Consider the following 22,640-nt stretch of genomic DNA (forward strand, 5'->3'; position numbering starts at 1 on the left):
GGCGTGAAAGACAGTGGGTAACACAGGAAAACGATTGTTTCAATACGCCATGCTTTATAAAAAAACGATCCTGCTCGCGCTGCTGCTGCTTGTACTGGCCGTATGCGCAGAGCTTGCGGGTCCATTGATCGCCAAGCGAATGATTGATCAGAACATTCTCGGGATCGAGAAAAAGTGGCATGAGGTCGAGGCTGAGCAGCCTTATGCGGTTTTTTATAAAGATAAATGGTATAAGCGCGAGGATCACTTTGCCGCTTCAGAGCAGAAGGGGAAAGAGGTCCGCGTGCTGCAGGCAGGTCGTGAATTCTATTGGCTTGACGAAGCGCTCCGGATCGAGACGGGCAAGCGTGAAGTGGACGGAAGCACGATGACTGTTATAAGCAGGGAAACGGGCGAGACGGAGACCTATCCGGTAACGAAGCTGTCGCGACAGGAGCTTTACGCGTTCTACGAGCCGGAATTCCCGTCTTTGCTGAGGCTGGCTGCGCTTTATTTTGGCTTCCTGCTCCTCGTCGCGGTATTCACCTATGGTCAGCGGCTGATGCTGCAAACATCGGCGAACAGGATCGTGCGCAAGTTGCGTACTGATATTTTCGCCCATACACAGCGGCTGCCGGTAAACTATTATGATAATTTGTCGGCTGGTCAGGTGGTATCTCGTGTCACTAACGATACAGAAGCGATTCGCGAGCTGTATGTCGCGGTGCTGGCGAATTTTTTCACAGGCATTATCTATATGGCCGCGATTTACGGTGCTTTATTCCTGCTCGATACGCGCCTCGCGCTTGTTGCGCTGCCGCTTGTGCCGATATTGATCGTATGGATTATTGTCTATCGAAAATTTGCGGCCCGCTACAATCGCATCATACGAACGAAGCTTAGTGAGATCAACGGTATGATCAACGAATCTATTCAAGGAATGGCGATCATTCAGGCGTTCCGCCGCCAGAAGGAAACGAAGAAGGAATTCGAGGAGCTGAACGAGCATTACTTCAAGTATCAGAACAAGCTGCTTAGTCTTAACTCGATTACCTCACATAACTTAGTTAACGTGGTGAGAAATATTTTGTTTCTCATCGTTCTATGGATGTTCTGGGGCGATTCGCTTAGTACGGCGGTATCGGTTGGCGTGCTGTACGCATTTGTCGATTATATGAACCGGATGTTTGCGCCGATCGTCGGCATCGTGAATCAGCTTTCGAACCTGGAGACGGCGAGGGTATCCGCAGAACGGGTGTTTAAGCTGATGGATGAGGAAGGAATTGACGTCATGCCCGGAACGATGGAGCGTTACAAAGGCGATGTAAAATTCGAAGACGTATCATTTGCCTACAAAAAGGATGAGTATGTGCTGAAGCATATTTCGTTCCATGCGCTTCAAGGTCAAACGGTCGCTCTTGTTGGGCATACGGGCTCCGGTAAAAGCTCGATCTTAAATCTGCTGTTCCGCTTCTATGATACGAATGAGGGTCGAATTATTGTGGATGGTTCGGATGTTCGCGGTATTCCGAAGCAGCATTTGCGTCAGCATATGGGAATCGTGCTGCAGGACTCGTTCCTGTTCACGGGCACGATCGCTTCGAACGTTAGTCTCGACAATCCGGCGATTAACCGAGAGAAGGTCGAGCAGGCGCTGCGGGATGTCGGCGCATACGACATGTTCAGTCAACTGCCGGGCGGCATCGATGCTCCAGTTATTGAGAAGGGCAGCACGCTGTCCGCCGGTCAGCGCCAGCTCATTTCGTTCGCCAGAGCACTGGCTTATGATCCGGCGATCCTTATTCTCGATGAGGCGACGGCCAGCATCGATACAGAGACGGAAGCGAACATTCAAAAGGCGCTGGATGTGCTGAAGAAGGGCCGTACCACGTTCGTCATCGCGCACCGTTTGTCCACGATTCGGAATGCGGATCAAATTCTTGTGCTGGATCGAGGCGTCATTGTCGAACGCGGCAGTCATGATGAGCTTATGGAGCATCGCGGCAAGTATTTCGCGATGTACCAATTGCAGCTTGGCTCGGCTTTGCCGGCTTAAACGGCTTGGAAATCAGTTGATTACGCGCGTTATGGGGACGGCGTAATACATAGGTTTCTGTTCATAAGCGCCTTAGCGGCAAAAGAGGCTGTTCTCGTCCATCCGGATGAGATCAGCCTCTTTGTCGCTACGTAAATACGGCGACAGCTAGCAGCACCAATCAAAGAAAAGGAGCATACTCTACTGGCTGACTGCCAGAGGGGGCTCCTTTTCCTTATGGATAAATGGCTTGCCTATATCTTGCCTGTCATCCCGTTTTCTTCAATAGAAGCTCAAGCTGCTGCGGCGGAAGCGGTTTGCTGAATAGATAGCCCTGCAGCTCGTCGCATTTGAGCTCCCTGCAAAATTTCGCTTCGTCCAGTGTTTCCACACCTTCCGCTATGACCCTCATATTCATGCTGTGGACCAGCTCAATGATTGCTTTGACGATAGAGGACTTCTTGCTGTCTTTCGTGATGCCTTGGATGAAGGAGCGATCAAGCTTCACATCGGAGATCGGCAGCCGCTGCAGCTGGTTTAAGGAGGAGTAGCCGGTTCCAAAATCGTCGATTGAGATATGTATACCCAGCTTGCGCAAATAACGAATGGTATCAATCACCTGCTCCATGTTGCGCATAAGTACGCCCTCGGTAATTTCCAGACTGACGTATTGCGGTGCAAGGCCTGTCTCCCGCAGCGTTTTTTCGATCATATTGATCAAATTCCCCTGGTAGAAATGTCTGGCTGAAATATTGACGGAGACGCAAATGGGCGCCAGCCCTGCACTCTGCCACTCCTTGTTCTGCCTGCAGGCTTCATGGAATACCCAGCTGTCGATCTCCAGAATGAGGCCGGACTGCTCTGCAAGCGGAATAAACTTGTCCGGCGGAATCATCCCGAGCTTCGGATGCTGCCAGCGTATTAACGCTTCTATCCCGCAGATGTCACCGGTAGAAGCATTTATTTTGGGCTGATAATGAAGCGAGAATTGATCAGTTTGCAAGGCGTTATAGAGACCGTTCTCCAGCTGCATTTTCTCCGTCATCGTCGTTACGAGCGATGGGTTGAAAAACCGATAGCAGCCGTCCCCTTGCTCCTTTGCGCTGTACATGGCCATATCCGCGTTGCGGATGATCGTATCTATATCCTCGCTGTCGTAAGGATAAACGCTAATGCCAACGCTGACGGTTAAGAAGAGTGAGAGCTCGTCTTTGTCAAACGGGGGGATGAACGAATCGACGACGGCCTGTGCGCTTGCTTGCAGCCCGGCTTCATTGTCGAAGTGGCCTACAAATACAAATTCGTCGCCGCCAAGGCGAAATACGGTGAAGTCTGCGGCTGCAGCTGCTTCGAACCGCTCAGCTGTTTGTTGCAACAGAGCATCTCCGACCGAATGGCCCAGCGTATCATTCACTTGCTTAAACCGATTGATGTCCGCGAACATAATGGCGATCGGCTGGTTTGTCCCGGCTTTTAGAGTGGTGAGATCCTGCACATGACGGGTAAAATGCAATCGGTTCGGCAGCCCTGTCAGCATATCGAAGTAAGCAAGCCGGTGCAGCTGCTCCTCCGATTGCTGAAGCATGTAGGCCTGAGCCTGGAGGCGCTCATTATTTTTTTGAGATTCATCAAATAAATGGACTAAATCCGTCGACATTTGCTTGAAATTCGAAATGAGCGATTGAATTTCCACAATGCTGGACTTGGGCCATTCTACCGTATTCATCTGCTTCAGCTTAGTCGGCAAATTTGTAGTTGTTGCCGCCAGCCTCTTTAAGCTGCGCACGAGCCAGCGATTAATTAAATAAGCGAGCATCATGGCAAAGGCGGCAAAGCCTGCCAAATAGACAAAATGCGTAAAGTATTTGGTCAATAAGTAATTTTTATAGGTATTGACGGGGACCTCTACATGAATCATCCATTCACTAGTCGGCACCTTGTTATTATAGATGAAGGAGCCGTTATGCCAGCTATGAAAATAGAGCAGATTCGAGGGCTCATGAGGCACCGTTAAATATATCTTTTCGTTAATGGGAGTTACTTTGCTGTTTCGGGTCGGATCAAACGTCCGTCCGATTTCATCTGGCGTTCTGGATGCGACGATGAGGCTGGATTTGTTTGTAACCGTCATGTTTAAACCGGATGCTTCGCGATTCAGCAATCGTTGAAAGAATGCGATTTCCTCTTGCTGGGAGGGAATGCCGCTCTGGGCGCTCCAGAGGTTCCATATATCGGTCAGCCGTGTGACTTCATTGGCGGATAGCCGCTGCGCATATAAACTTATTTCTTTGAATGAGCTTAGGCTGTTCGTCAAAGTGTTAAGCAAAAAGGAGACGAACACGATGCTGAAGGAAAAGTGAAACAGCACTCTCGTAAAGGATTTGGGGCGCCTGCGAACCGTGGATATACCACTCCAGCGATGCAAAGGGACATATTGATAAATGATTTCGGCGAATAAGGCATTGAATAGGCCGTTGATCGCTGCGATCCTTGCGATAAGCAGCATATCCTTCGCATCCATGGGAGCATTTGTCTGATGGAACCAAAAAAGGAGAGGTGTTCCAATGAATAGCCAAAACACCGCGTCCGAGCCGAAGAGATGATTTTTGAATTTCTGAATGAGGAGCCCGACGACAGCGGCTTCAATGAGAAAGATGTAATAAAAAGCAGGCTGTTCCAGCAGCCATATTCCAGTAGGAATGAGAACCGCAGCGGTGAGCAAGCCAGGCAAGTACCCGAACAAACGAAGTCCGAGCAGAAGAAACAAGCTTGCGAAAGAAAAGGTTGTGCCGTATACGAATTGAAAATGGTACCACTGACTAAGCCCTGCGACGATGACGAATAGGACGAAGGAGAAAGTCATGATCATTTTTTTATTTCGCTGCGGATGGAGTGGATTGCTCACTTGCGGCCTCCTGGCATTGTGAGAACAGTTTATATGAATTTGCCTAATATTCGACATATTCGACAATTTTATCTAAAATCCTTTTTTTTCATACGAAAAATAGGATCAAGCAGGCTTTAAGCCTTCAGCACGTCGTGATCGACATAACGTTCGCCATTCAACTCACTAATGATGTTGATCGCTGCTTTCGCTCCGTCTCCCGCTGTAATAATAGCATGAACGCTGACGCCTGCGACCGTTCCTGCCGCCCAAACGCCAGCCATGCTCGTTTTGCCCGCGGAATCAACATCGATGATCGTCTTAATGCGAGGCTCAGTGCCTGCCTTCGTCGCCAAGCCGATCTGTTCGGCCAAATCGGTCGATACGCCCGTTGCGAACAGCACATGCTTCGCTTCGTAAGTGGCTGCATCCGTTTCTACTTGGAGGCCGCCGTCAATAGCGGTTATGTTTTGAACGGTCTCCTCTTTGATCTCCGCTCCGAACTTCTCTGCTTGGCGCTTGCCTGTATCGACGAGATCAGGACCTCCGATTTCCATCACTCCGTAATGATTCTCGAACCAGGCACGCTTTGTCATGCCTTTGTCGTTTTCGAATACCAGCGTTTTTTTGCCAGCCTTTGCTGTGAAAATAGCTGCGCTGGCGCCTGCCGGGCCTGCGCCAATAATCGCGATATCGTACATATTGTTCTACCTCCGTTGTATGGGCTATTGTTCCTTTTCCAGTATATAAACGAAAGAAGGAAAAAAGCAAACGCTTGTCCCGTCCTTTTCCAAAATTTGTTCACGATACGTTCAAATTTGAAAGATTGTCTCGCAGCGATTCGTTTGATATAGTTCTATTATCGAACTATTCTATAATAGAATTATTTTAGACGTGAACTATATAACGTCATGAAAGGGAGGAATAGAGGATGGATCGAGCATTATTAAAGCAAATCATCGATCGTTACGAGGCGGCAAATTTCCTCGTTAATCGACGATTGAATGGAATGATCCGCGAGCTAATGCCCGATGAGCTGACTATTGACCAATTTTCGACGCTTCGTTATCTGCGCGCAAGGGAGAAGAGCACCTCTTCCGAATTGGCGGATATTTTTTGCGTCGGCAAAAGCTCCATCACTGCCATTATCACGCGATTATTTGATAAAAATTTGATCAAGAGGCTTCCGGATGAGCGGGATCGCCGCGTAACCTATTTGATTCTGACCGATGAAGGGGCGCGGATATGCGACATAATGGAGGACAAGATTCAAGTGCTGCTTGCGAAATATATGATGCATTTTGACGAGCAGGAAGCATTAAGCTTTATTGAGACGTTTGAGAAGCTTGCAGAAAAATTGATGCATGGAGAGGAGAGCGGGAATGAGAAGTATACTGAAATTTAGGTGGCTGGTGCTGGCGCTGTGGCTGGTTGCAGCAGTAGGCTTAATGGTAAGCGCACCGGGCATGGAAGAGCTTGTTCGAACGAAAGGCCAGATTACCGTTCCCGATGGCTATTCGTCCACCATCGCAAATGACTTGGCGAAAGAGATCGGCGGAGGGGACGAAGCCGGTGCCGGCAGCGGAATGGCGACCGTGCTTGTGTTTCACAAGGAGGGAGGCTTGTCGGACGCTGATCTGGCAGAGGTGAGAAGCGGCGTTGACAAGCTGAAGAGCGAAGGTGAGGCGATCGGCGTAGTCTCCGTCACCAGCCATTTCGATGCGGTAGATCTGGAGGAGCAAATGGTTTCCGAGGATGGCAGCACCATTCTAACGCTCGTTAACGTAGAGGCTGGAGACCGCGAGCTTTCCGAGCTGCGCGATGGTCTATATGAAGCGATCTCGGATGTGAAAGTAGAGCACTATTATACCGGCAACTGGCTTATTTCAGAGGATGTTGTCCAAAGCTCGCAGGAAGGGCTTAAGAAAACGGAATTTATTACGCTCGGCTTTATTTTAATCATCCTGTTTGTCGTATTCCGCTCGGCGGTAGCGCCGTTCGTGCCGCTTGTTGCGGTAGGCTTTACCTACCTGGTGTCACAATCGGTCATTGCTTATTTAGTGGAATATTTAGACTTCCCGTTATCCAACTTTACGCAGATTTTCCTTGTCGCCGTGCTGTTTGGAATCGGGACCGACTATTGTATATTGCTGATCAGCCGATTTAAAGAAGAGCTAGCCCATCGCGGCGACAAAATAGAAGCGATCATCCACACCTACAAGACAGCAGGCAAAACGGTGCTGTTCTCCGGGCTTGCGGTGCTTGTCGGCTTCGCGTCGATCGGCTTCTCAACCTTTGTGCTTTATCGCTCGGCGGTAGCGGTGGCCGTAGGTATAGCCGTGCTGCTTATCGCGTTGTTCACGATCGTGCCGTTTTTCATGGCGGTAATGGGCAAATCGCTGTACTGGCCTGTCAAAGGCTCGCTAGAGCACAAGCCCAGCAGGCTTTGGGGCGCAGTTGGCGCGTTCTCGTTGAAAAGGCCGCTGTGGGCGCTAATTATTTTGGCGATTATGATCATCCCGTTCTTAACGGCTTACAAGGGCTCAATCTCGTTCAACTCGCTTGACGAGATTGGCGATAAATATAACTCAGTTAAGGCATTCAATATTATTTCCGACAGCTTTGGACCTGGCGATTCACTGCCGACAACCGTCATTGTGAAAGCCGATAAGCCGATGGATACGCCTGAGGGATTGGCGGCTTTGGAGCAGGTGAGCCGCGAGCTTGCGAATACAGAGGGCGTGAAGACCGTGCGCAGCGCGACTCGTCCGACAGGCGATGTGATGGACCAGTTTCTGGTGTCCGATCAAGTGGTGACGCTTGAGGACGGGCTTGGTCAGAGCGGCGAGGGATTAGGCGAAATTGGAGCAGGCTTATCCGAGGCGAGCAGCGCCTTGAATGAAAATGCGCCGAAGCTTAATGAAGCTGTAGATGGTGCAGGACAGCTCATAGCGGGCACGAATGAGCTGAAGGCTGGCATTGTGCAGCTGGGTGAGGGGCTTAGACGAATTCAAGCGGGTCTCATTGATGGTTCAGCGGGTGCTGGTGAGCTTAGCGAAGGATTGAAGCAGGCGCAGGCAAGCGCGGAGCAGCTTGCGGCGGCAAGCAGTGAGCTGCTTGCCAGCTATGGCCAGCTGGGCGGTGGTCTCGGTCAGTTGACGGACGGCTACAAGGCGGTAGCCGCAGAGCAGGTGAAGCTTGCTGAAGGTTTGTCTGGCGTAGAACAAGGCTTGGATGGACTGCAGGAGCGTTACCCCGAACTGCAAAGTGATGAGGGCTACCAGCAGGCGATGAGTATGCTGGGACAGCTGCAGCAGGGCGCAGCCGGCATCGGTGGTCAGCTAACGCAAATGAATGAACAGCTGGCAGGCATTTCTTCGGGCATGACCATGGCGAATGCCGGCTTTGCGCAAGCCTCGCAGGGCCAAACCGCATTAGCTTCAGGCTTAGGCCAGCTGGCCGCGGGCATCGCCGAGCTGCAAAGCGGTATTGCGCAGGCGGCGGCAGGCCAAGGTCAAATCGTATCGCAGCTGCCAAGCGTGACGCAGGGCTTCGACGAGCTGGCCAATGGCCAGCGTGAGCTTCAATCGGGCTTTGCCGCGCTGAATGATCAGCTCGGCGAGCTGACAAACGGGCTCGATCAGAGCGTCGAAGGCTTGACGCAAGTAACGGATGGTCTGGCATCGGCTGGCGGCTATTTAAATGGCCTTGCAGGCTCGGCGGACAAACAAATGACGGGCTGGTATATTCCAGAGGAAGCCATTGCGAACGAGGAGTTCCAGTCGGCTCTTAACGTCTACATGTCAGAGGACCGCCAGACGGCGAAGTTCGATGTCGTATTTAGCGGCAATCCTTATGCGCAGGAAACGATGGCACAGATCGATGAGCTGGAAGCCTCCGTTAAGCGCGCGATTCAAGGAACCGATTATAACGGCGCTCAAGTCGCGATTGGCGGCGTAACCAGCATGAACAATGACCTCAACAATATCTCCGAAGCCGATTACTCGCGCACGGTCATTCTCATGCTGATCGGAATTTCGATCATTCTGATCATCCTGTTCCGTTCGATCGTTATGCCGCTTTACTTAATCGCGTCGCTGCTCATCACGTTCTATTCGTCGATGGCGATCGCGGAAGTGATTTTTGTACGAATTCTCGGCCAGACGGGAATTAGCTGGGCGGTGCCGTTCTTTGGCTTTGTCATGCTGATCGCGCTCGGCGTCGACTACAGTATTTTCTTAATGGACCGTTTCAAGGAGTACCGGCACCTGTCTCCGCAGCAAGCGATTCTCGAAGCGATGAAAAACATGGGTACCGTTATTATGTCGGCGGCGGTTATCCTCGGCGGAACGTTCGCAGCGATGCTTCCCTCGGGAGTCATGTCGCTCCTGCAAATCGCCACGATTGTGTTATGCGGCTTGTTTATGTACGCGCTGCTGATGCTTCCATTGTTCATCCCGGTTATGGTGCGCATCTTCGGACCTGCTAACTGGTGGCCGTTCATGGGACGCAAAGCGGACACGGCTGACATCGACGACAGCACGGACGGTCGCAACCAAGGCAGTCATGGGCGTAAGATCTCACCGGATACATCAATTTAAATAAATCAAAAGGGTTACCTGCGCAAGGTCAGTGTTACAGACCTTGCGCAGGTAACCCTTTTTTTCCTTAGCTTCCTTTGCTCCTTCTTCCTTGCGGGAAAACGGGCACCTCCGGGTCAGCGCCCCCGTACCGTTCGGACGGGGCTTTCTCCTGTGGAAATTGCAGCTCGTAGAGCTGACTGTATTTTCCTTGCAGTTGCAGGAGCGAGGCATGCGTACCAGATTCGATGATCTCGCCTTTATCAAGCACATAAATGCGGTCTGCCCTCTGGATCGTGGATAGTCGGTGCGCAATAACGAGACAGGTACGACCTTCCAGCAGATAGGCAAGCGCATCCTGGATCGCCTTCTCTGACTCCGTATCGAGAGAGGAGGTCGCTTCATCCAAAATAATAAGCCGCGGATTTTTCAGAATCGCGCGGGCAATCGAGATGCGCTGCTTCTGTCCGCCCGACAGCTTCACGCCGCGCTCACCGATTTGCGCTTCGTAGCCCTGCGGGAACGACAGGATAAAGTCATGTGCGCTTGCAGCCTTCGCCGCCGCTTCAACTTCCTCATCAGTCGCATCGGGCCTGCCATAGACAATATTTTCACGGATGGTTCCATTGAGCAGTACGATATCCTGCGAGACGATACCTAATTGCTCACGCAGTGATTTCAATGTCACGCTTGTTAGCGGCTTGTCGTCAATTGTCACTACTCCCGTCTGCGGATCGTAAAAACGAGTCATCAGATGCGTAATGGTCGATTTTCCCGCTCCGGACGAGCCGACGATGGCCGTCATTTGTCCAGCTTGCACCTCAAAATCGAAATTTTTCAGCACAGGCACATCATTTTGGTAGGCAAAGCTGACATTGTTAAATACGATCTTTCCCTTCACATCCTTCAAAGGCTGGGCATCAGGCGCGTCAGTCACCAATGGCTTTGCGCCAAGTATGTCGACGATCCGTTCATACGCCGCCGCGGATTGCTGAATCGTATTGATCGTACGGCTAAACTTGCGAATTGGATTTTGCAGCAGCCGCAGGTAGGCCATGAAAGCGACGATTGTGCCCAGCGTCATGCTGCCGTCCATGGTGTGCATCGCTCCGATAATGAGAACAGCGCCCAAGCCTAGGAAGAGCAGCAGATCAATAATAGGTTCGAAAAAGGCACGGATTCTAACCGCGTTCAGATTAGCGTTCATATTGTGCTGGCTGCGAATGGCGAAACGGTCCGCTTCATATTCTTCATTAGAGAATGATTTAATTAATCGAATCGAGGATAAGGTATCCTGCAAGTGACTGCTGACCTCCGCTACAGACTCCTGTACTTCTTTGAAGGCAGCGCGCATGCGCTTTCCAAAAAAATGCGTCGTTCCGATCATAATAGGAAAGGTAATAAGGACGATTAAGGTAAGCTGCCAGTTGATCCAGAGCATATAAGAAGCAACGATGACGAAGGTGAACCAATCGGTAATAATCGACATCATGCCGGAGGAGACCATCTGCTGCAGCATATTAACATCATTGGTCAGCCGTGACATGAGATCTCCGGTGCGGTTCCGGTCGAAGAAGCTGATATCCATCCTTTGAATATGCTGATAAAGCTCTTTTCGAATATCGTATACGGCGCGTTGACCGACGGATGCCATAAGAAGGCTGCTAAAATAATTAAATAAACCCAGCAGAACAGCGGTGCCGATTACGCCTGCGCCTACCCACAGCAAGGCGGAATAGCGTCTGCCGGGAATGATGTCATCTATCGTATATTGAGTAAGCCGCGGAATAGCGAACTCCAGCAGAGATACGGAAATGATACAGAAAAAAGCGGCAGCGAGTAAAAGCCAGTGAGACCGCACATGAAAAAACATCCGCTTGTACATCGCCGAGATGCTTCCCGGTTTCGGTCTTGCCGCTGGTGATTGAAACGGTCGATGGCCCGGCATGGCAGGGCGTGAAGGGCTGGAGACTGCCATTACTTCAGCCCGCCTCTGATGTCGTCGAGAATCCCGCTATTCGTGTCGGCTTCCTGCTTGCTGCCAGCCAGGAAGGCTTGAATTTGCTTCTGCTGCTCGTCCAGCAGCAGCTGCAGCGCCGCTGTCCGTTCCTTGCTGACGGAGGCTTCCAGCTCCGCGCGTGTTACCAGCCGCAGCAGATCGAAGGCATCATTCGACAGCCCAAGCTTGCGTCGAATCTTCTCATAACGAAATGCTTCGGCTTCAGGTGAATAACGGCCGTCGTCCGTTGAATCGCGTCTGATTTTATCCGGCAACAGCGTCAACGCGGAGCGGCCTTGCTCCGTAATGAAATAGATTTTTTTGCCGCCGTCCTCTTCTTGTATCGTAACGAAGCCTCGCTCTTCCAGCATTTGCAGCGTAGGATAGACCGATCCGGCGCTTGGCACGTACAGCCCGCCCGATTGCTCCTCAAGCGCCTTCATCATCTGGTAGCCGTGCATCGGCTCATTCTCCAGCAGCTTAAGCAGCGCAAACTTGACACCTCCTCTGCCAAAATAACGTTTGCCGCAGCCGCGCTTCTCATCCGCGCCTGATTCGGCAGCTTCCAGCCGCGCAGCCTCTTCCTGCTCGTTCCCTTGCCCGTATTTCATGTCCAATCACCTCAAATTTTTCAAATACGATATATCGTAATAAAATGATATACGATATATCGTATTTGAGTCAATCGTTATCTAGCACTTTCGCCATTCTGGATGTGAAAACATGATTTACTTATCCCTTGGAAGCAGCTTGCTTCCCTGACATTATTGACAATGATTATTATTATTATTTACACTTTAATAAATAATGCTTCAAAAGGAAGTGAGCGGGCATGTCGCGGCAGCCGAATCTGATTAATTATTTGACCCTGCGGAACGAATGATATCGGGTTGTTCTACCAGCTTCAATCTGAGCTCTATGGCATGGCGGCAGCGCTGGCGGCATCTGAAGCAAGAGGATCAGCGAAGTAGATGTATGTTCATCGGATACAACGACTGGTTGAATTATAATCCTACCGTACATGAAGGATTAATCGACGAGACGGTGCGCCAGCTGCTTAGCTGTGCGCAGTAGCGGTAGAGGAAACTTTAGCTTAGACAGAACTGACTGCACAGAGTAAAATAAACCTACGAATGATTCATTACTCTTGCAGGGATGTGCATAATTGGAAGCGTGATTATTTGGCGGGGAGTTTGCGATAGATCGGGGGGGATTTGATGAAGCTCAAAGGCTGGAGCATGGCGTTCTACTCGCTCTCGCTGCTCGGATTGATCATTTTTATAAGCGGATGTACAGAAGACAGCTATAGGGACCAGGAAGTTGAACAAACGGCTTCGCCGGACACCATTACTTTAAATGTTGTTCAGAGCTTAGCGAATCCGCACCGAACGGCGCATTTACATACATTAATTGATGAATTTGAAGCGCAGCATCCAAGCATTCGAATTGAGCTGATTACGCCGGAATACGTTGGGGCAGATCAAACCATTTTGTCTATGCTTGAGAAGAAGGACATGATTGATATTGTTGAGGTGCGCGATATTACCGTACACGATTACGCCTCACGGGGACTCATTTTGAACCTTGAGCCGTTTGTCTCCAAATGGCACGATTATGAGCTTCTGAGCCATAACACAACGCTCTTGTCACGGGATGTAGAAAATACGGCTTATTATATCCCAAGCAGTCTCTTTCAGATGCAGCTGTATTATCGCAAAGACTGGTTTGATGCGCAAGCGCTTCAGGTGCCGGAAACCTGGGATGAGGTTTACCTTATTGGCAAGCAGTTGACAAAGCCGGAGATAGGTCAATATGGGTTCGCGTTCCGCGGCGGGAAAGGTGCAGCTAATGCGTTAACACAAATTATACAGGACTACAATGGCGATCAGGTTAATAGAAGTGATTCAATGTTTCGCTTGGATGGTGAAACGATCTTCTCATATGCGGGTGCTAGCAATGCGCTTTCTGTATATCGTAAAATAAATACGGAAATATCGTCTCCGGATTCGTTGGAATGGGGTTTCAATGAGCAGGTAGCGGCTTTTGCGGATGGCAAGGCAGCGATGCTTATTCAGAATTCGAATGCCATTAAAATGATTGAGGGCAAGCTGCCTGCAGAAGCCTGGGCGACGGCTCCTTTGCCGGCTGGACCGGAGGGGGTTTCTCATTTTAGTGTGGGCGCTGCGGGCTGGGGGATTGTGTCCCACTCCCCCTATCCTGAGGAAGCTTGGACATTTATCACCTTTCTCTCCTCTTATACGAACAATATGTCATATGCAAAGGCTACGGGTGTTATACCGATTTACGGCAATGCTCTGGAGAGTGAACAATTTAAGCTAAGTCCCTATATACCGTATATCTTGATGGCTAACAACCCTTTACGATATCATGGTGTCAAGAAACCAAGCCAATATCCGAATTATAGCACTTATTACCAAATGGGCACCGAAAGAGGTCGTCTGTTTTTGCAGGGCGGGATGACGGCGAAGGAGCTGCTCCAGGAGTTGGACGCTTTCTGGCTTAAGCAGACGAAGCCCGCTATCCGTTAGAGGAGACGAGCCCCGGACGAGTATCAACGAGAGCGGAGAGGGTATGCTGTTAAGAGTTTCAAGGATCAGGCAGGGAGGAACAAAATTGAAGCAACTGCTAGTCGTTTTTACCGGAGGGACAATTGGAAGCAGGAAGCAAGGAGCCGGCATCGATGTGAACAAGTCAGGCTCCTATGCACTCACGGATGCTTATGATCATAGTCCGCTTAAGAGAGAGGATGTAACGCTTCATGCGATACAGCCTCTTAATTTACTAAGCGAGAATATCGAGCCAGCGGATTGGCTGGCGCTTGCGGCAGCGATCCGAGGCGTGGATTTGTCTGCATACGATGGCGTCATCATTACGCATGGATCAGATACTTTAGCATACAGCGCAGCGATGCTGAGCTATCTGTTTGCAAATTCGAGCGTGCCGATTGTGCTGACCGCCAGTAATTATCCACTGTCGGAGGAGCGCAGCAATGGGCTTCGAAATTTTGCGAATGCGGTAGACTTTATTCTGGATGCGGGCTTGATGGGCCTATTTGTTGTCTATGAGAACGAGCAAGGATCGCCGCTTGTTTACTTGGGAACGAGAATGACGCAGGCCGTATCGTTTACGGATCAATACAGCAGCCCCTATGGCATTCCATACGGCGTTATGGCAGATCAGCGGTTCATTTGGCACGCAGATGTACGCAATCCGAAGCCAGAGGCGCTCAAGAAGGCTCGTGTGTCGCCCTTTCAATGGGAGCCTGACACGTTGGCCATCGATAGCGGCATTGTCTATATTCGTCCTTATCCGGGCTTGAATTATTACTTTTATGATTTCTCGGTGCAAAAGCCGAAGGCTGTCCTGCATGATCTGCATCACTCGGGTACAGCCTGCGCGACGGAGGAGGGGCCTTACTCGCTGCCGCTGTTCATTGCGAGCTGTCTGTCGCTCGGCATCGACTTCTACATTTGCCCGATTAGAGACCGCGAGTCCGCGCTCTACTCCTCCTCCCTTCGGCTAATAGAAGCCGGAGCGATCGTCCTTGACAGGATGTCGATTGAGGCAGCGATTACCAAGCTTATGCTGGGCTACGGACTGTACGATGACCAAAAGCAGGTTGAAACCTTTGTAACCCGGACAACTTTGTTTTACGAGCATAACGAAGTATAAATGGATGATAGAAGTAAACTTAAGGAAATGAGATTTAGAATAAGGAATAGAGGAGAATGACCATGGGACCAAAACAGTTGCATGCGGGTGACAAGGTGCCGAACTTTAAGCTGCTGGCATCTAGCGGCAAAGAGGTAGAGCTGGCTGACTATGCAGGGAAGAAGCTTGTGATCTATTTTTACCCGAAGGATATGACGCCGGGCTGCACGACGGAATCCTGTGATTTTCGCGATTTCAATGGAGAGTTTGCTGCTCATCATGCGGAAGTTATCGGAATCAGCCCGGATGATCTAACCTCTCATGAGCAATTTGTGGAGATGCATAAGCTGCCCTTCCTGCTGCTGTCCGATATGGATCATGCGGTATCTGAGCTGTTCGGCGTATGGAAGCTGCGGAGCTGGGAGGGCAAAGAATTCATGGGCATCGAGCGTTCTACCTTCCTGCTTGATGAGAAGGGCACGCTTGCGAAGGAATGGCGAAGCGTAAGCGTGGATGGACACGTACAGGAAGTGCTGGAGGCGGTAAAGAGCATCTAGCCGCATGCGGCAGGGAGGAGCCGCCGTGAAGCGGGGTGCTGCTTGTTGTTTCATACTATAGGAAGGGCTCACCCCTAAGCAGCAAGCTGCGGCTTAGGAGTGAGCCCTTTGATTTTAATTCGTAGGTTCCTTCTTCCAGCTAGGCAATTGACTGACATAGCTGTCGGAGAGATTTAGAAGCTCAAGCGCGCGCTGGTATTCATCCTCGGTTGCTTCCTGTTCGGTGATGCCGTCTCCGGCTAACGAATAGTGCTTGCCGTCTTCATAGCCACTGCCCGACATAAACAGCTCTTTGCTGCTTAGGAAGGACCCGGTCGGCAGGTAATAACGCTGAGGCAGTACGTTATACGTCTGGTTGAATAAATCCTGGCCGAAGTGGATATGATCGTCCAGGGAGAAGCCGAGAAGGTTCGCGATTGTCGGAAGGACATCGACCTGGCCGCCAAGCTGATCGAATACTTTCGGCTCAGTCAGCCCGGTCGAAGCTACCACGAGCGGAATGTTGATCATATCGGTGTAGCTGTATTCGCGTCCGTAAATTTCAGCCATGAGTTCTTTGTCATCGCGGTCAAGTGAATAGATCGGCAGACCGAGGTGATCGCCGTACAACAAGATTAAGCTGTTGTCCCATATGCCGCGAGCCTTTAAATCATCGATGAACTGGCCGAGTGCAAAGTCCGCATAATTTTGTGCGCGCACATAGTCGCCGACAAACGTATTTTCATAACGCTCCGGCAAAGTCATTTTGTATTTATCAGCCGGAATGGTGAACGGATGGTGCGAGGTCATCGAAATAACCTGCGCGTAGAACGGCTTGCCGGTTTTGCTCATGCGATCCAGCTCTGCGGCTGTTTTGGCATAAAGCTGTTCATCGGACGCTCCGAAGAAAACAGTATCCTCATCGCCAAAAAACTTTTGATCATAGTAACGATCGAAGCCCAGCGCCTTGTAAAGCTCGCCGCGATTCCAGAACTCCACGACATTCGTATGGAATGTCGCCGTATCATAGCCGTGAGATTTAAGCAGCTTCGGCAGACTAGGCAGCTCTTTTTCAGCGTATACCATTGTCGCTGCGCCGCGCGGCGGAATATAAAATGACGTATTGACGACAAACTCGGCATCAGAAGTATTCCCTTGACCCACCTGCTGGTAGAAATGCTTGAAGTAATAGTTTTCGTTCACGAGCTTATTGATGTTTGGCGTAATTTCTTTCCCGTCTATTTTCAAATTAACAAGGAAGTTTTGGAACGATTCCATTTGAATAATAATAACGTTTTTACCGGCCGCCTTTTGCCAAAGCTCGGCAGCTGCCGGCTGCTCGATTTTTTTGACCGTATTAATTTTTTGCTGTGTGATATGGTTAGGATCAACAAATTCAATATCTTTGTTTTTGAAAATCATATACGCTTCATAATTGAGAATACCCATTTGCTCCGCCTTCACAATTTCATTCATGCTGGCGCGGTTGGGCAAAATGTTGAACAAGCATAGGGCAATCGATATGCTGAACAGTGACAAGACGAGTCGTCTGCTTTCCTTGCGCATGCCCGCTTTCTTCCAATTCAGAGCCTTCTTCGGGCGGAACAAGACAACCGCCATAATGATTATATCAATGAAAATGAGCAGGTAATAAGGATCCATGAGCGAAAATACGCTGTTCTTGACCGCCGTGACCTGATTCACCTGCTCGAGCGCGAGATAAGTGACGATAACGCCGTAATACTTGTAATACATAATGACTGCAAACAGGATCAATGTCATAAGTAAATTGGCAACTAAATAATAAACGAGCTTGCGCTTGGAAGCGAACCATTCTATTAAGCAATAGACGATAAGTACAAATGGGATTTCTTTTAAGATCGTGGTCCAGGAGAATCCATCCTCAAAGATGACCATCCACGCCAAGTAGCTTTTGAGAAGCATGATAAATGAGAAAAATAGTATAGGACGAGTGCTCAACAGTCGTTTCGGAGTTAAAAAGGACATATAACCGCCTACCTTTCACAGCAAAAACAGGCCGTCTCACAGAGCCAGCCGCCTGCTTATTGTCATATATAAAAGTACTTTAAATTCTTATCCATTATGCTCCTAAATATAGTCAGATGTCAAAAGGCAAAAGCCTCCTCTATGTTCCTTCAACAAATATGGGCTAGATTGAAACATTGCGCGCGATTTAGTAGTCTAATAAGGTGCGGGAAAACATGAACCCACCAATAAACCTCATCTCATGAAATAGATGTATATGTAATTGACAACTTGGAGGCTCAGCATGAAAAAAAGAAAAAGAAGGCTTTTGCTATTTGCTATCGTATGCGCGGCTATGATCGTTGGCTACAATTTGATGAAGGAGAATGAGTCGGTGACGATTCCCCTGAAGGAAACTGCGGCGGAGGCTGGAACGCAGGAGAGCGGCGGAGAGGTGCAGGGGGAACTTGGAGCGGGCGCAATGGATCAGGCTGCGGAAGAGGAAGCGGCTGCGACTGAGGAGCCAGCGGCAAGCGGTGATGAACGAAACGGCCAAGCAGCAGCAACGACCGATGCTTCTGTGTCTTCTACTAGCGGACAAGCTGAGGTAACCGAGGATGGTTTGGCTGTTATTGCCGAGCCTGCAAATATTGCGGTGCTCGTGAATAAGCAGCATAAGCTGCCCGAGGATTATAATCCATCAGACTTAGAGTATCCCGATGTTCGTTTTTTATTTTCAGAGAAAATAGAAAAACGTAAACTGCGTAAGGAAGCAGCTGAGGCGCTCGAGAAGATGTTCGCGGCAGCGGAGGATAACGGTATTCATTTGGCAGGCGTTTCTGCTTATCGTTCGCACAGCACACAGAAGACGTTGTTTGCGCGTTATGTTGATCGTGATGGGCTTGAGAAGGCCAGAACATACAGCGCTTTTCCCGGCACTAGCGAGCATGAAACGGGCTTAGCCATTGACGTATCCGGCAGCGATGGCAAATGCGCGGCAGCAGATTGCTTTGCGAATACGGAGGAGTCGCAGTGGCTGGAGGCGCATGCGCACGAGTACGGCTATATAATCCGTTATTTGAAGGGTAAGGAAACCATTACCGGCTATCAGTATGAGCCTTGGCATTTGAGATATGTGGGAATGGAGCTTGCTGAAGAGCTTGAAGCAAGCGGCGAGACGCTGGAGGAATATTACGATGCCGTCCCTGTGAACAGCTAGCTAAAGCACTGTAGCGGCGCAAGCTTTGCGAAAAGACCTGCGCTGCATGCTAGTGGTGAGGCACCTCTTTAGAGCTTTGGTTCAAAGGTTTTGCAATCTGTTTCTTCAGAGTGGCTGGCTTGCTTGCCGCGGCTGACTACATAAATAGAAGATGCCGCGCATTGATTCCCTGCCGCCCAATATTTGCACGAATTGACTTCACACAATACATCCTTGGCCATTGAGTATTCACCTCCACAGCTATAGGATAGGCAAACGATATATCGTTTTATACCTATACACAGTAAGAAGGCAGCGTTTATGTTGCGTGCTCGGGCCTAATCCATCTCATAAATTGAACCCGACTTGCTGGCATAAAGCTCAGCATACACCTTCTCGGCATAAGCATCGGTCATGCCCGAGATATAGTCCGCTACGAAACGCGGCCAGCTCCACCTGTTTTTATGATGCTCATAATTTTCGATCCAATCCGGCGGAATAATGAGCCGTCCGTAATCCGGCACCTTAAAGCTGTCCCAGAGCCGGCGGACCATAATTTCACTGCGCATTTGCAGTCGCTGCACGCGGAAGTCCTTGATAAGCGTTACCCAAGCAAGCTTCTTCAATATTTCCATTGTACGGAGCAATTCGATATCCTGCTGCCCGTTATTGACGAACGTAACCTTCTTCCAGCCGCGTGTTTGATCGTCAATAATGCCAACCTTCCCTGCAAAAATACTCACCCAGCGCGCTTTCATCTCCCGCCTTGTACGGGACGATTCGCGGTCGCAGCTTACATATAAGGCTTCCCACTGCTCAAGGTAGGAAGCGAGCACGCGCTTCACCATAGCCGGAATATCGACTTCGCCCCAGCCGATGCCTGTATTCCCCTTATCATCGACAATTTCCTGAACGAGATGGTCAATGAGCCTGCTGTCCTCGAAAAATGTGCGATTCATTTGAATTTTGCCGGCGCGGATACCATCCTCGATGTCATGGGTGGAATACGCGATATCATCGCAAAGGTCCATCAGCTGCGCCTCCAGCGTCGAGCAGCCAATTGGCATGCCCCATAAACGGCGAAGCTGTTCAATTTCGCCCCACTCCGTGCCGTAGACACCCTTTAGTCTGCCAGGCTCATCAAGCCCAAACGGGTACTTGTTAACCGCTAGCAGAACAGCAGCCGTCAAATCAAGGCCGCTTCCGCTGCCTGCTCGTTTCTCTAGAAACATCAGAATTCGAAAGTTTTGCGCATTTCCTTCATAAGGAATGCCATATTCCTCCATGAGCAGATGATTAAGCACCTCCTCACCCTTATGACCAAATGGAGGATGCCCAAGATCATGCGCGAGTGCGGCAATCTCCACAACCGCCGGATCCAATACGAGGCCCGGGTGCTCCTTGCGCGATAGAAACTCGTATTGCTTGCCAAGCCGGCGGGCGACCTCGCGCGTAATTTGAGACACCTCAAGGGAATGCGTCAATCTTGTTCTATAGTAATCACCTGAGCCTGCGCCGAACACCTGGGATTTTCCTTGCAGACGCCGAAAGGCAGGAGATTGAATCAGTCTTGCGTAATCGCGTTCATATTCATCGCGTTCTTCACTGAAGGTTCCAAGCGTTTTCTCATCAAGCCGCAGTTTTCGTTTATCCATCGTAGTCCCTCCAATACCTCTTGTGCTTGTTGAGATTGTAGCATATTTTCATGCTTGAACATAAATCTTCCATAGAGTATGATCGCATTAACTTGTAGAGATGACTGAGGTGCTATAATGACATGGCTATTATGCAAAATGCATACGCACTAATTACGCTGCTTAATATTTTTTTGGCGCTGACTGTTATTTTTCTCGAACGTCGGAATGTCAGTACCACCTGGGCTTGGGTGATGGTGCTGTTCTTTATTCCAGTCATCGGATTTATACTGTATCTGATTTTGGGGCAGAAGGTTCGGAAAAGAAAGCTGTACAAGCTGCTCGGCGACAGCCAGCGAATTATTGAGCACACGGTGGAACGGCAGAAACGCCAGCTTCGTGATCGAGAGCTCGTATTCCAAGATCGGGCGACACAGGATTATCAGGACATGATTTATATGAATTTGAAAACAAGCTATGCGGTGTTTACGAGCAATAATAGCGTTGAAATCTTTACCGAGGGCACTCAGAAGTTCGATGCCTTGCTGCAGGACATGAAAGAGGCCAAACATCATATTCATCTCATGTACTACATTGTTCGAGATGACGAACTGGGCAGAAGACTGGTGAAGGCCCTGGCTGAAAAGGCTGCTGAGGGCGTAGAGGTTAAATTTTTGTATGATCATATCGGGAGCACGAATCTGCCAAGACGATATTTCAATGAGCTGAAGGCAGCGGGTGGCCGGGAAGCGGCATTTTTTCCATCGCGTATTCCTTATCTTAATTTGAAGATTAATTATCGCAATCATCGCAAGCTTGTTATTATTGATGGTCATGTGGGCTATATCGGCGGTTTTAATATCGGGGATGAGTATCTTGGACTGGATGAGCATTTCGGCGAGTGGCGGGATACGCATTTGAAGGTGCGGGGCAATGCGGTGCTGCAAATGCAGGCGCAGTTTCTTATGGACTGGAATCTCGCAGCCTCCAGCAAAATCGAGCTGAATGAGCGTTATTTCCCTATTATTAGCGAAGAGACGGGTACAATCGGTATGCAGCTGGTGGCGAGCGGTCCGGATACGGAGTATCAACAAATTAAGGATGCTTACATCAAAATGATCTATGCGGCCAAAGAAACAATTTGTCTGCAGACGCCTTATTTCGTGCCAGATGAGAGTCTTATGGCCGCTCTGAAGATCGCGGCCCTATCCGGCGTCGATGTCCGGATTATGCTGCCCAGCATGCCAGATCATTTCTTCGTGTATTGGGCGACTCATTCGTATTTGGGAGAGCTGCTGTCAGGCGGAGTCAAATGCTACATGTATGAGAAAGGCTTTCTCCATGCCAAGACGCTTGTCATTGACGGCAAGGTGGCGTCCGTTGGCACGGCTAACCTCGATATTCGCAGCTTTAAGCTGAATTTTGAGATGAATGCGTTTATCTATGATACGCAGACAGCAGCGGAACTGCAACGTATATTTGAAATTGATCAGGAGCATAGCAAACTGCTCACCATCGAGTTGTATCAAGCTCGTCCTTTGATGAATCGCTTTAAAGAATCGATTTCAAGATTGCTCAGTCCGATTCTCTAAAAACATAAAAACACGTACGAAGGGATTCTGCTTATCGATGATAACCAGAATCCCTTCACGTGCTTGTTAAACAACTATTCAATTTATTCTAACGCTCCAATCCGCTTCTAAACACTGCTTAATCTCTTTTCCTTTCGACTTGTTACAAACCATTTCGACCTTGATCCATAAGCTTACCGACCTTAATCAAATTTCTTTTGATTTGCTACAAATCCTTTCCCTGTTGATAAGTACCTATCAAGTAACCGTGTATTACTGTAACGCTCTAAACTTATTACTTACTTACAACTTACAAGAATCATCCTGCTTTATTGCTAAACCGGGTCCCCGCATGTCCTAATTGCTAACTCGCTATCGATCTCCGAGTTTCAGAGACATGCTTCGCTAACGTAGTCCAATGGGCTATCCCCTTTCGCTTGGTATAGGCTAAGTATACAACATTGTTTGAATTTTGTAAATATTCAGTTTATTTGTTTCGACAAAAAAATTGTAACCGCTTCATAGATTCCGTATGATAGTAGTAGTAGTAACGGGTTGAGTCTTGC

General features: G+C 49.5%; 15 protein-coding genes. 8 read left to right on the forward strand and 7 right to left on the reverse strand.

Annotated features, from left to right (window positions below; all coding sequences use genetic code 11):
- Nucleotides 1–13 precede the first annotated feature (13 nt).
- Nucleotides 14–2,035 (forward strand): ABC transporter ATP-binding protein, encoded by a 2,022-nt coding sequence (locus ACO9K6_RS05515; protein ID WP_424766541.1) that lies wholly within the window; start codon nucleotides 14–16, stop codon nucleotides 2,033–2,035.
- 247 nt (nucleotides 2,036–2,282) lie between these two features.
- Here the strand turns inward: ACO9K6_RS05515 and ACO9K6_RS05520 are convergent, their stop codons facing one another.
- The gene (locus ACO9K6_RS05520) at nucleotides 2,283–4,919 is read right to left on the reverse strand and encodes an EAL domain-containing protein (RefSeq protein WP_424766542.1); all 2,637 of its coding nucleotides are present in this window, start codon (nucleotides 4,917–4,919) and stop codon (nucleotides 2,283–2,285) included.
- A 116-nt stretch (nucleotides 4,920–5,035) separates the two neighbouring features.
- Nucleotides 5,036–5,599: an FAD-dependent oxidoreductase gene (locus ACO9K6_RS05525; protein WP_424766543.1), complete on the reverse strand. Its 564-nt coding sequence runs from the start codon at nucleotides 5,597–5,599 to the stop codon at nucleotides 5,036–5,038.
- A gap of 230 nt (nucleotides 5,600–5,829) precedes the next feature.
- On the opposite strand from ACO9K6_RS05525, the gene ACO9K6_RS05530 reads away from it, so the two are divergent.
- Complete coding sequence (locus ACO9K6_RS05530) at nucleotides 5,830–6,303, forward strand: MarR family winged helix-turn-helix transcriptional regulator (protein WP_424766544.1); 474 nt, start codon at nucleotides 5,830–5,832, stop codon at nucleotides 6,301–6,303.
- Nucleotides 6,281–9,499 carry an MMPL/RND family transporter gene (locus ACO9K6_RS05535; RefSeq protein ID WP_424766545.1) on the forward strand — a complete coding sequence of 1,073 codons (3,219 nt, stop codon included), beginning with the start codon at nucleotides 6,281–6,283 and terminating at the stop codon, nucleotides 9,497–9,499. Before ACO9K6_RS05530 ends, ACO9K6_RS05535 begins: the two co-directional genes overlap by 23 nt.
- 67 nt (nucleotides 9,500–9,566) lie before the next feature.
- Here the strand turns inward: ACO9K6_RS05535 and ACO9K6_RS05540 are convergent, their stop codons facing one another.
- Both ACO9K6_RS05540 and ACO9K6_RS05545 read right to left on the reverse strand, forming a co-directional pair.
- On the reverse strand, nucleotides 9,567–11,456 hold the full coding sequence (locus ACO9K6_RS05540; protein WP_424766546.1) for an ABC transporter ATP-binding protein: 1,890 nt from the start codon (nucleotides 11,454–11,456) through the stop codon (nucleotides 9,567–9,569).
- A complete protein-coding gene (locus ACO9K6_RS05545; protein ID WP_424766547.1) occupies nucleotides 11,456–12,088 on the reverse strand; it encodes a PadR family transcriptional regulator in 633 nt (210 codons plus the stop codon). Before ACO9K6_RS05545 ends, ACO9K6_RS05540 begins: the two co-directional genes overlap by 1 nt.
- 606 nt (nucleotides 12,089–12,694) lie before the next feature.
- On the opposite strand from ACO9K6_RS05545, the gene ACO9K6_RS05550 reads away from it, so the two are divergent.
- From ACO9K6_RS05550 to bcp, 3 genes are all read left to right on the forward strand, one after another.
- Complete coding sequence (locus tag ACO9K6_RS05550) at nucleotides 12,695–14,026, forward strand: ABC transporter substrate-binding protein (RefSeq protein WP_424766548.1); 1,332 nt, start codon at nucleotides 12,695–12,697, stop codon at nucleotides 14,024–14,026.
- A gap of 85 nt (nucleotides 14,027–14,111) precedes the next feature.
- Nucleotides 14,112–15,170, forward strand: a complete 1,059-nt coding sequence (locus ACO9K6_RS05555; protein WP_424766549.1) for an asparaginase — start codon at nucleotides 14,112–14,114, stop codon at nucleotides 15,168–15,170.
- Between the two features lie 62 nt (nucleotides 15,171–15,232).
- Entirely contained in the window at nucleotides 15,233–15,706 is a 474-nt protein-coding gene (gene bcp, locus ACO9K6_RS05560; RefSeq protein WP_424766550.1) for a thioredoxin-dependent thiol peroxidase, read from the forward strand.
- 114 nt (nucleotides 15,707–15,820) lie between these two features.
- On the opposite strand, the gene ACO9K6_RS05565 is transcribed toward bcp, so the two are convergent.
- Nucleotides 15,821–17,692 carry an LTA synthase family protein gene (locus ACO9K6_RS05565; RefSeq protein ID WP_424766551.1) on the reverse strand — a complete coding sequence of 624 codons (1,872 nt, stop codon included), beginning with the start codon at nucleotides 17,690–17,692 and terminating at the stop codon, nucleotides 15,821–15,823.
- A gap of 283 nt (nucleotides 17,693–17,975) precedes the next feature.
- Between ACO9K6_RS05565 and ACO9K6_RS05570 the strand changes: the two genes are divergently transcribed.
- On the forward strand, nucleotides 17,976–18,890 hold the full coding sequence (locus ACO9K6_RS05570) for a M15 family metallopeptidase (protein WP_424766552.1): 915 nt from the start codon (nucleotides 17,976–17,978) through the stop codon (nucleotides 18,888–18,890).
- 68 nt (nucleotides 18,891–18,958) lie between these two features.
- Here ACO9K6_RS05570 and ACO9K6_RS05575 read toward each other — a convergent pair whose 3' ends face one another.
- The gene (locus ACO9K6_RS05575) at nucleotides 18,959–19,111 is read right to left on the reverse strand and encodes a DUF1540 domain-containing protein (protein WP_424766553.1); all 153 of its coding nucleotides are present in this window, start codon (nucleotides 19,109–19,111) and stop codon (nucleotides 18,959–18,961) included.
- Nucleotides 19,112–19,207: 96 nt separating this feature from the next.
- On the reverse strand, nucleotides 19,208–20,524 hold the full coding sequence (locus ACO9K6_RS05580) for a deoxyguanosinetriphosphate triphosphohydrolase family protein (protein WP_424766554.1): 1,317 nt from the start codon (nucleotides 20,522–20,524) through the stop codon (nucleotides 19,208–19,210).
- Nucleotides 20,525–20,646: 122 nt separating this feature from the next.
- Between ACO9K6_RS05580 and cls the strand changes: the two genes are divergently transcribed.
- A complete protein-coding gene (gene cls / locus ACO9K6_RS05585; RefSeq protein WP_424766555.1) occupies nucleotides 20,647–22,095 on the forward strand; it encodes a cardiolipin synthase in 1,449 nt (482 codons plus the stop codon).
- The last annotated feature ends 545 nt before the right edge of the window (nucleotides 22,096–22,640 follow it).

Source organism: Paenibacillus praedii (genome assembly GCF_049725345.1).
Lineage (GTDB): Bacteria > Bacillota > Bacilli > Paenibacillales > Paenibacillaceae > Pristimantibacillus.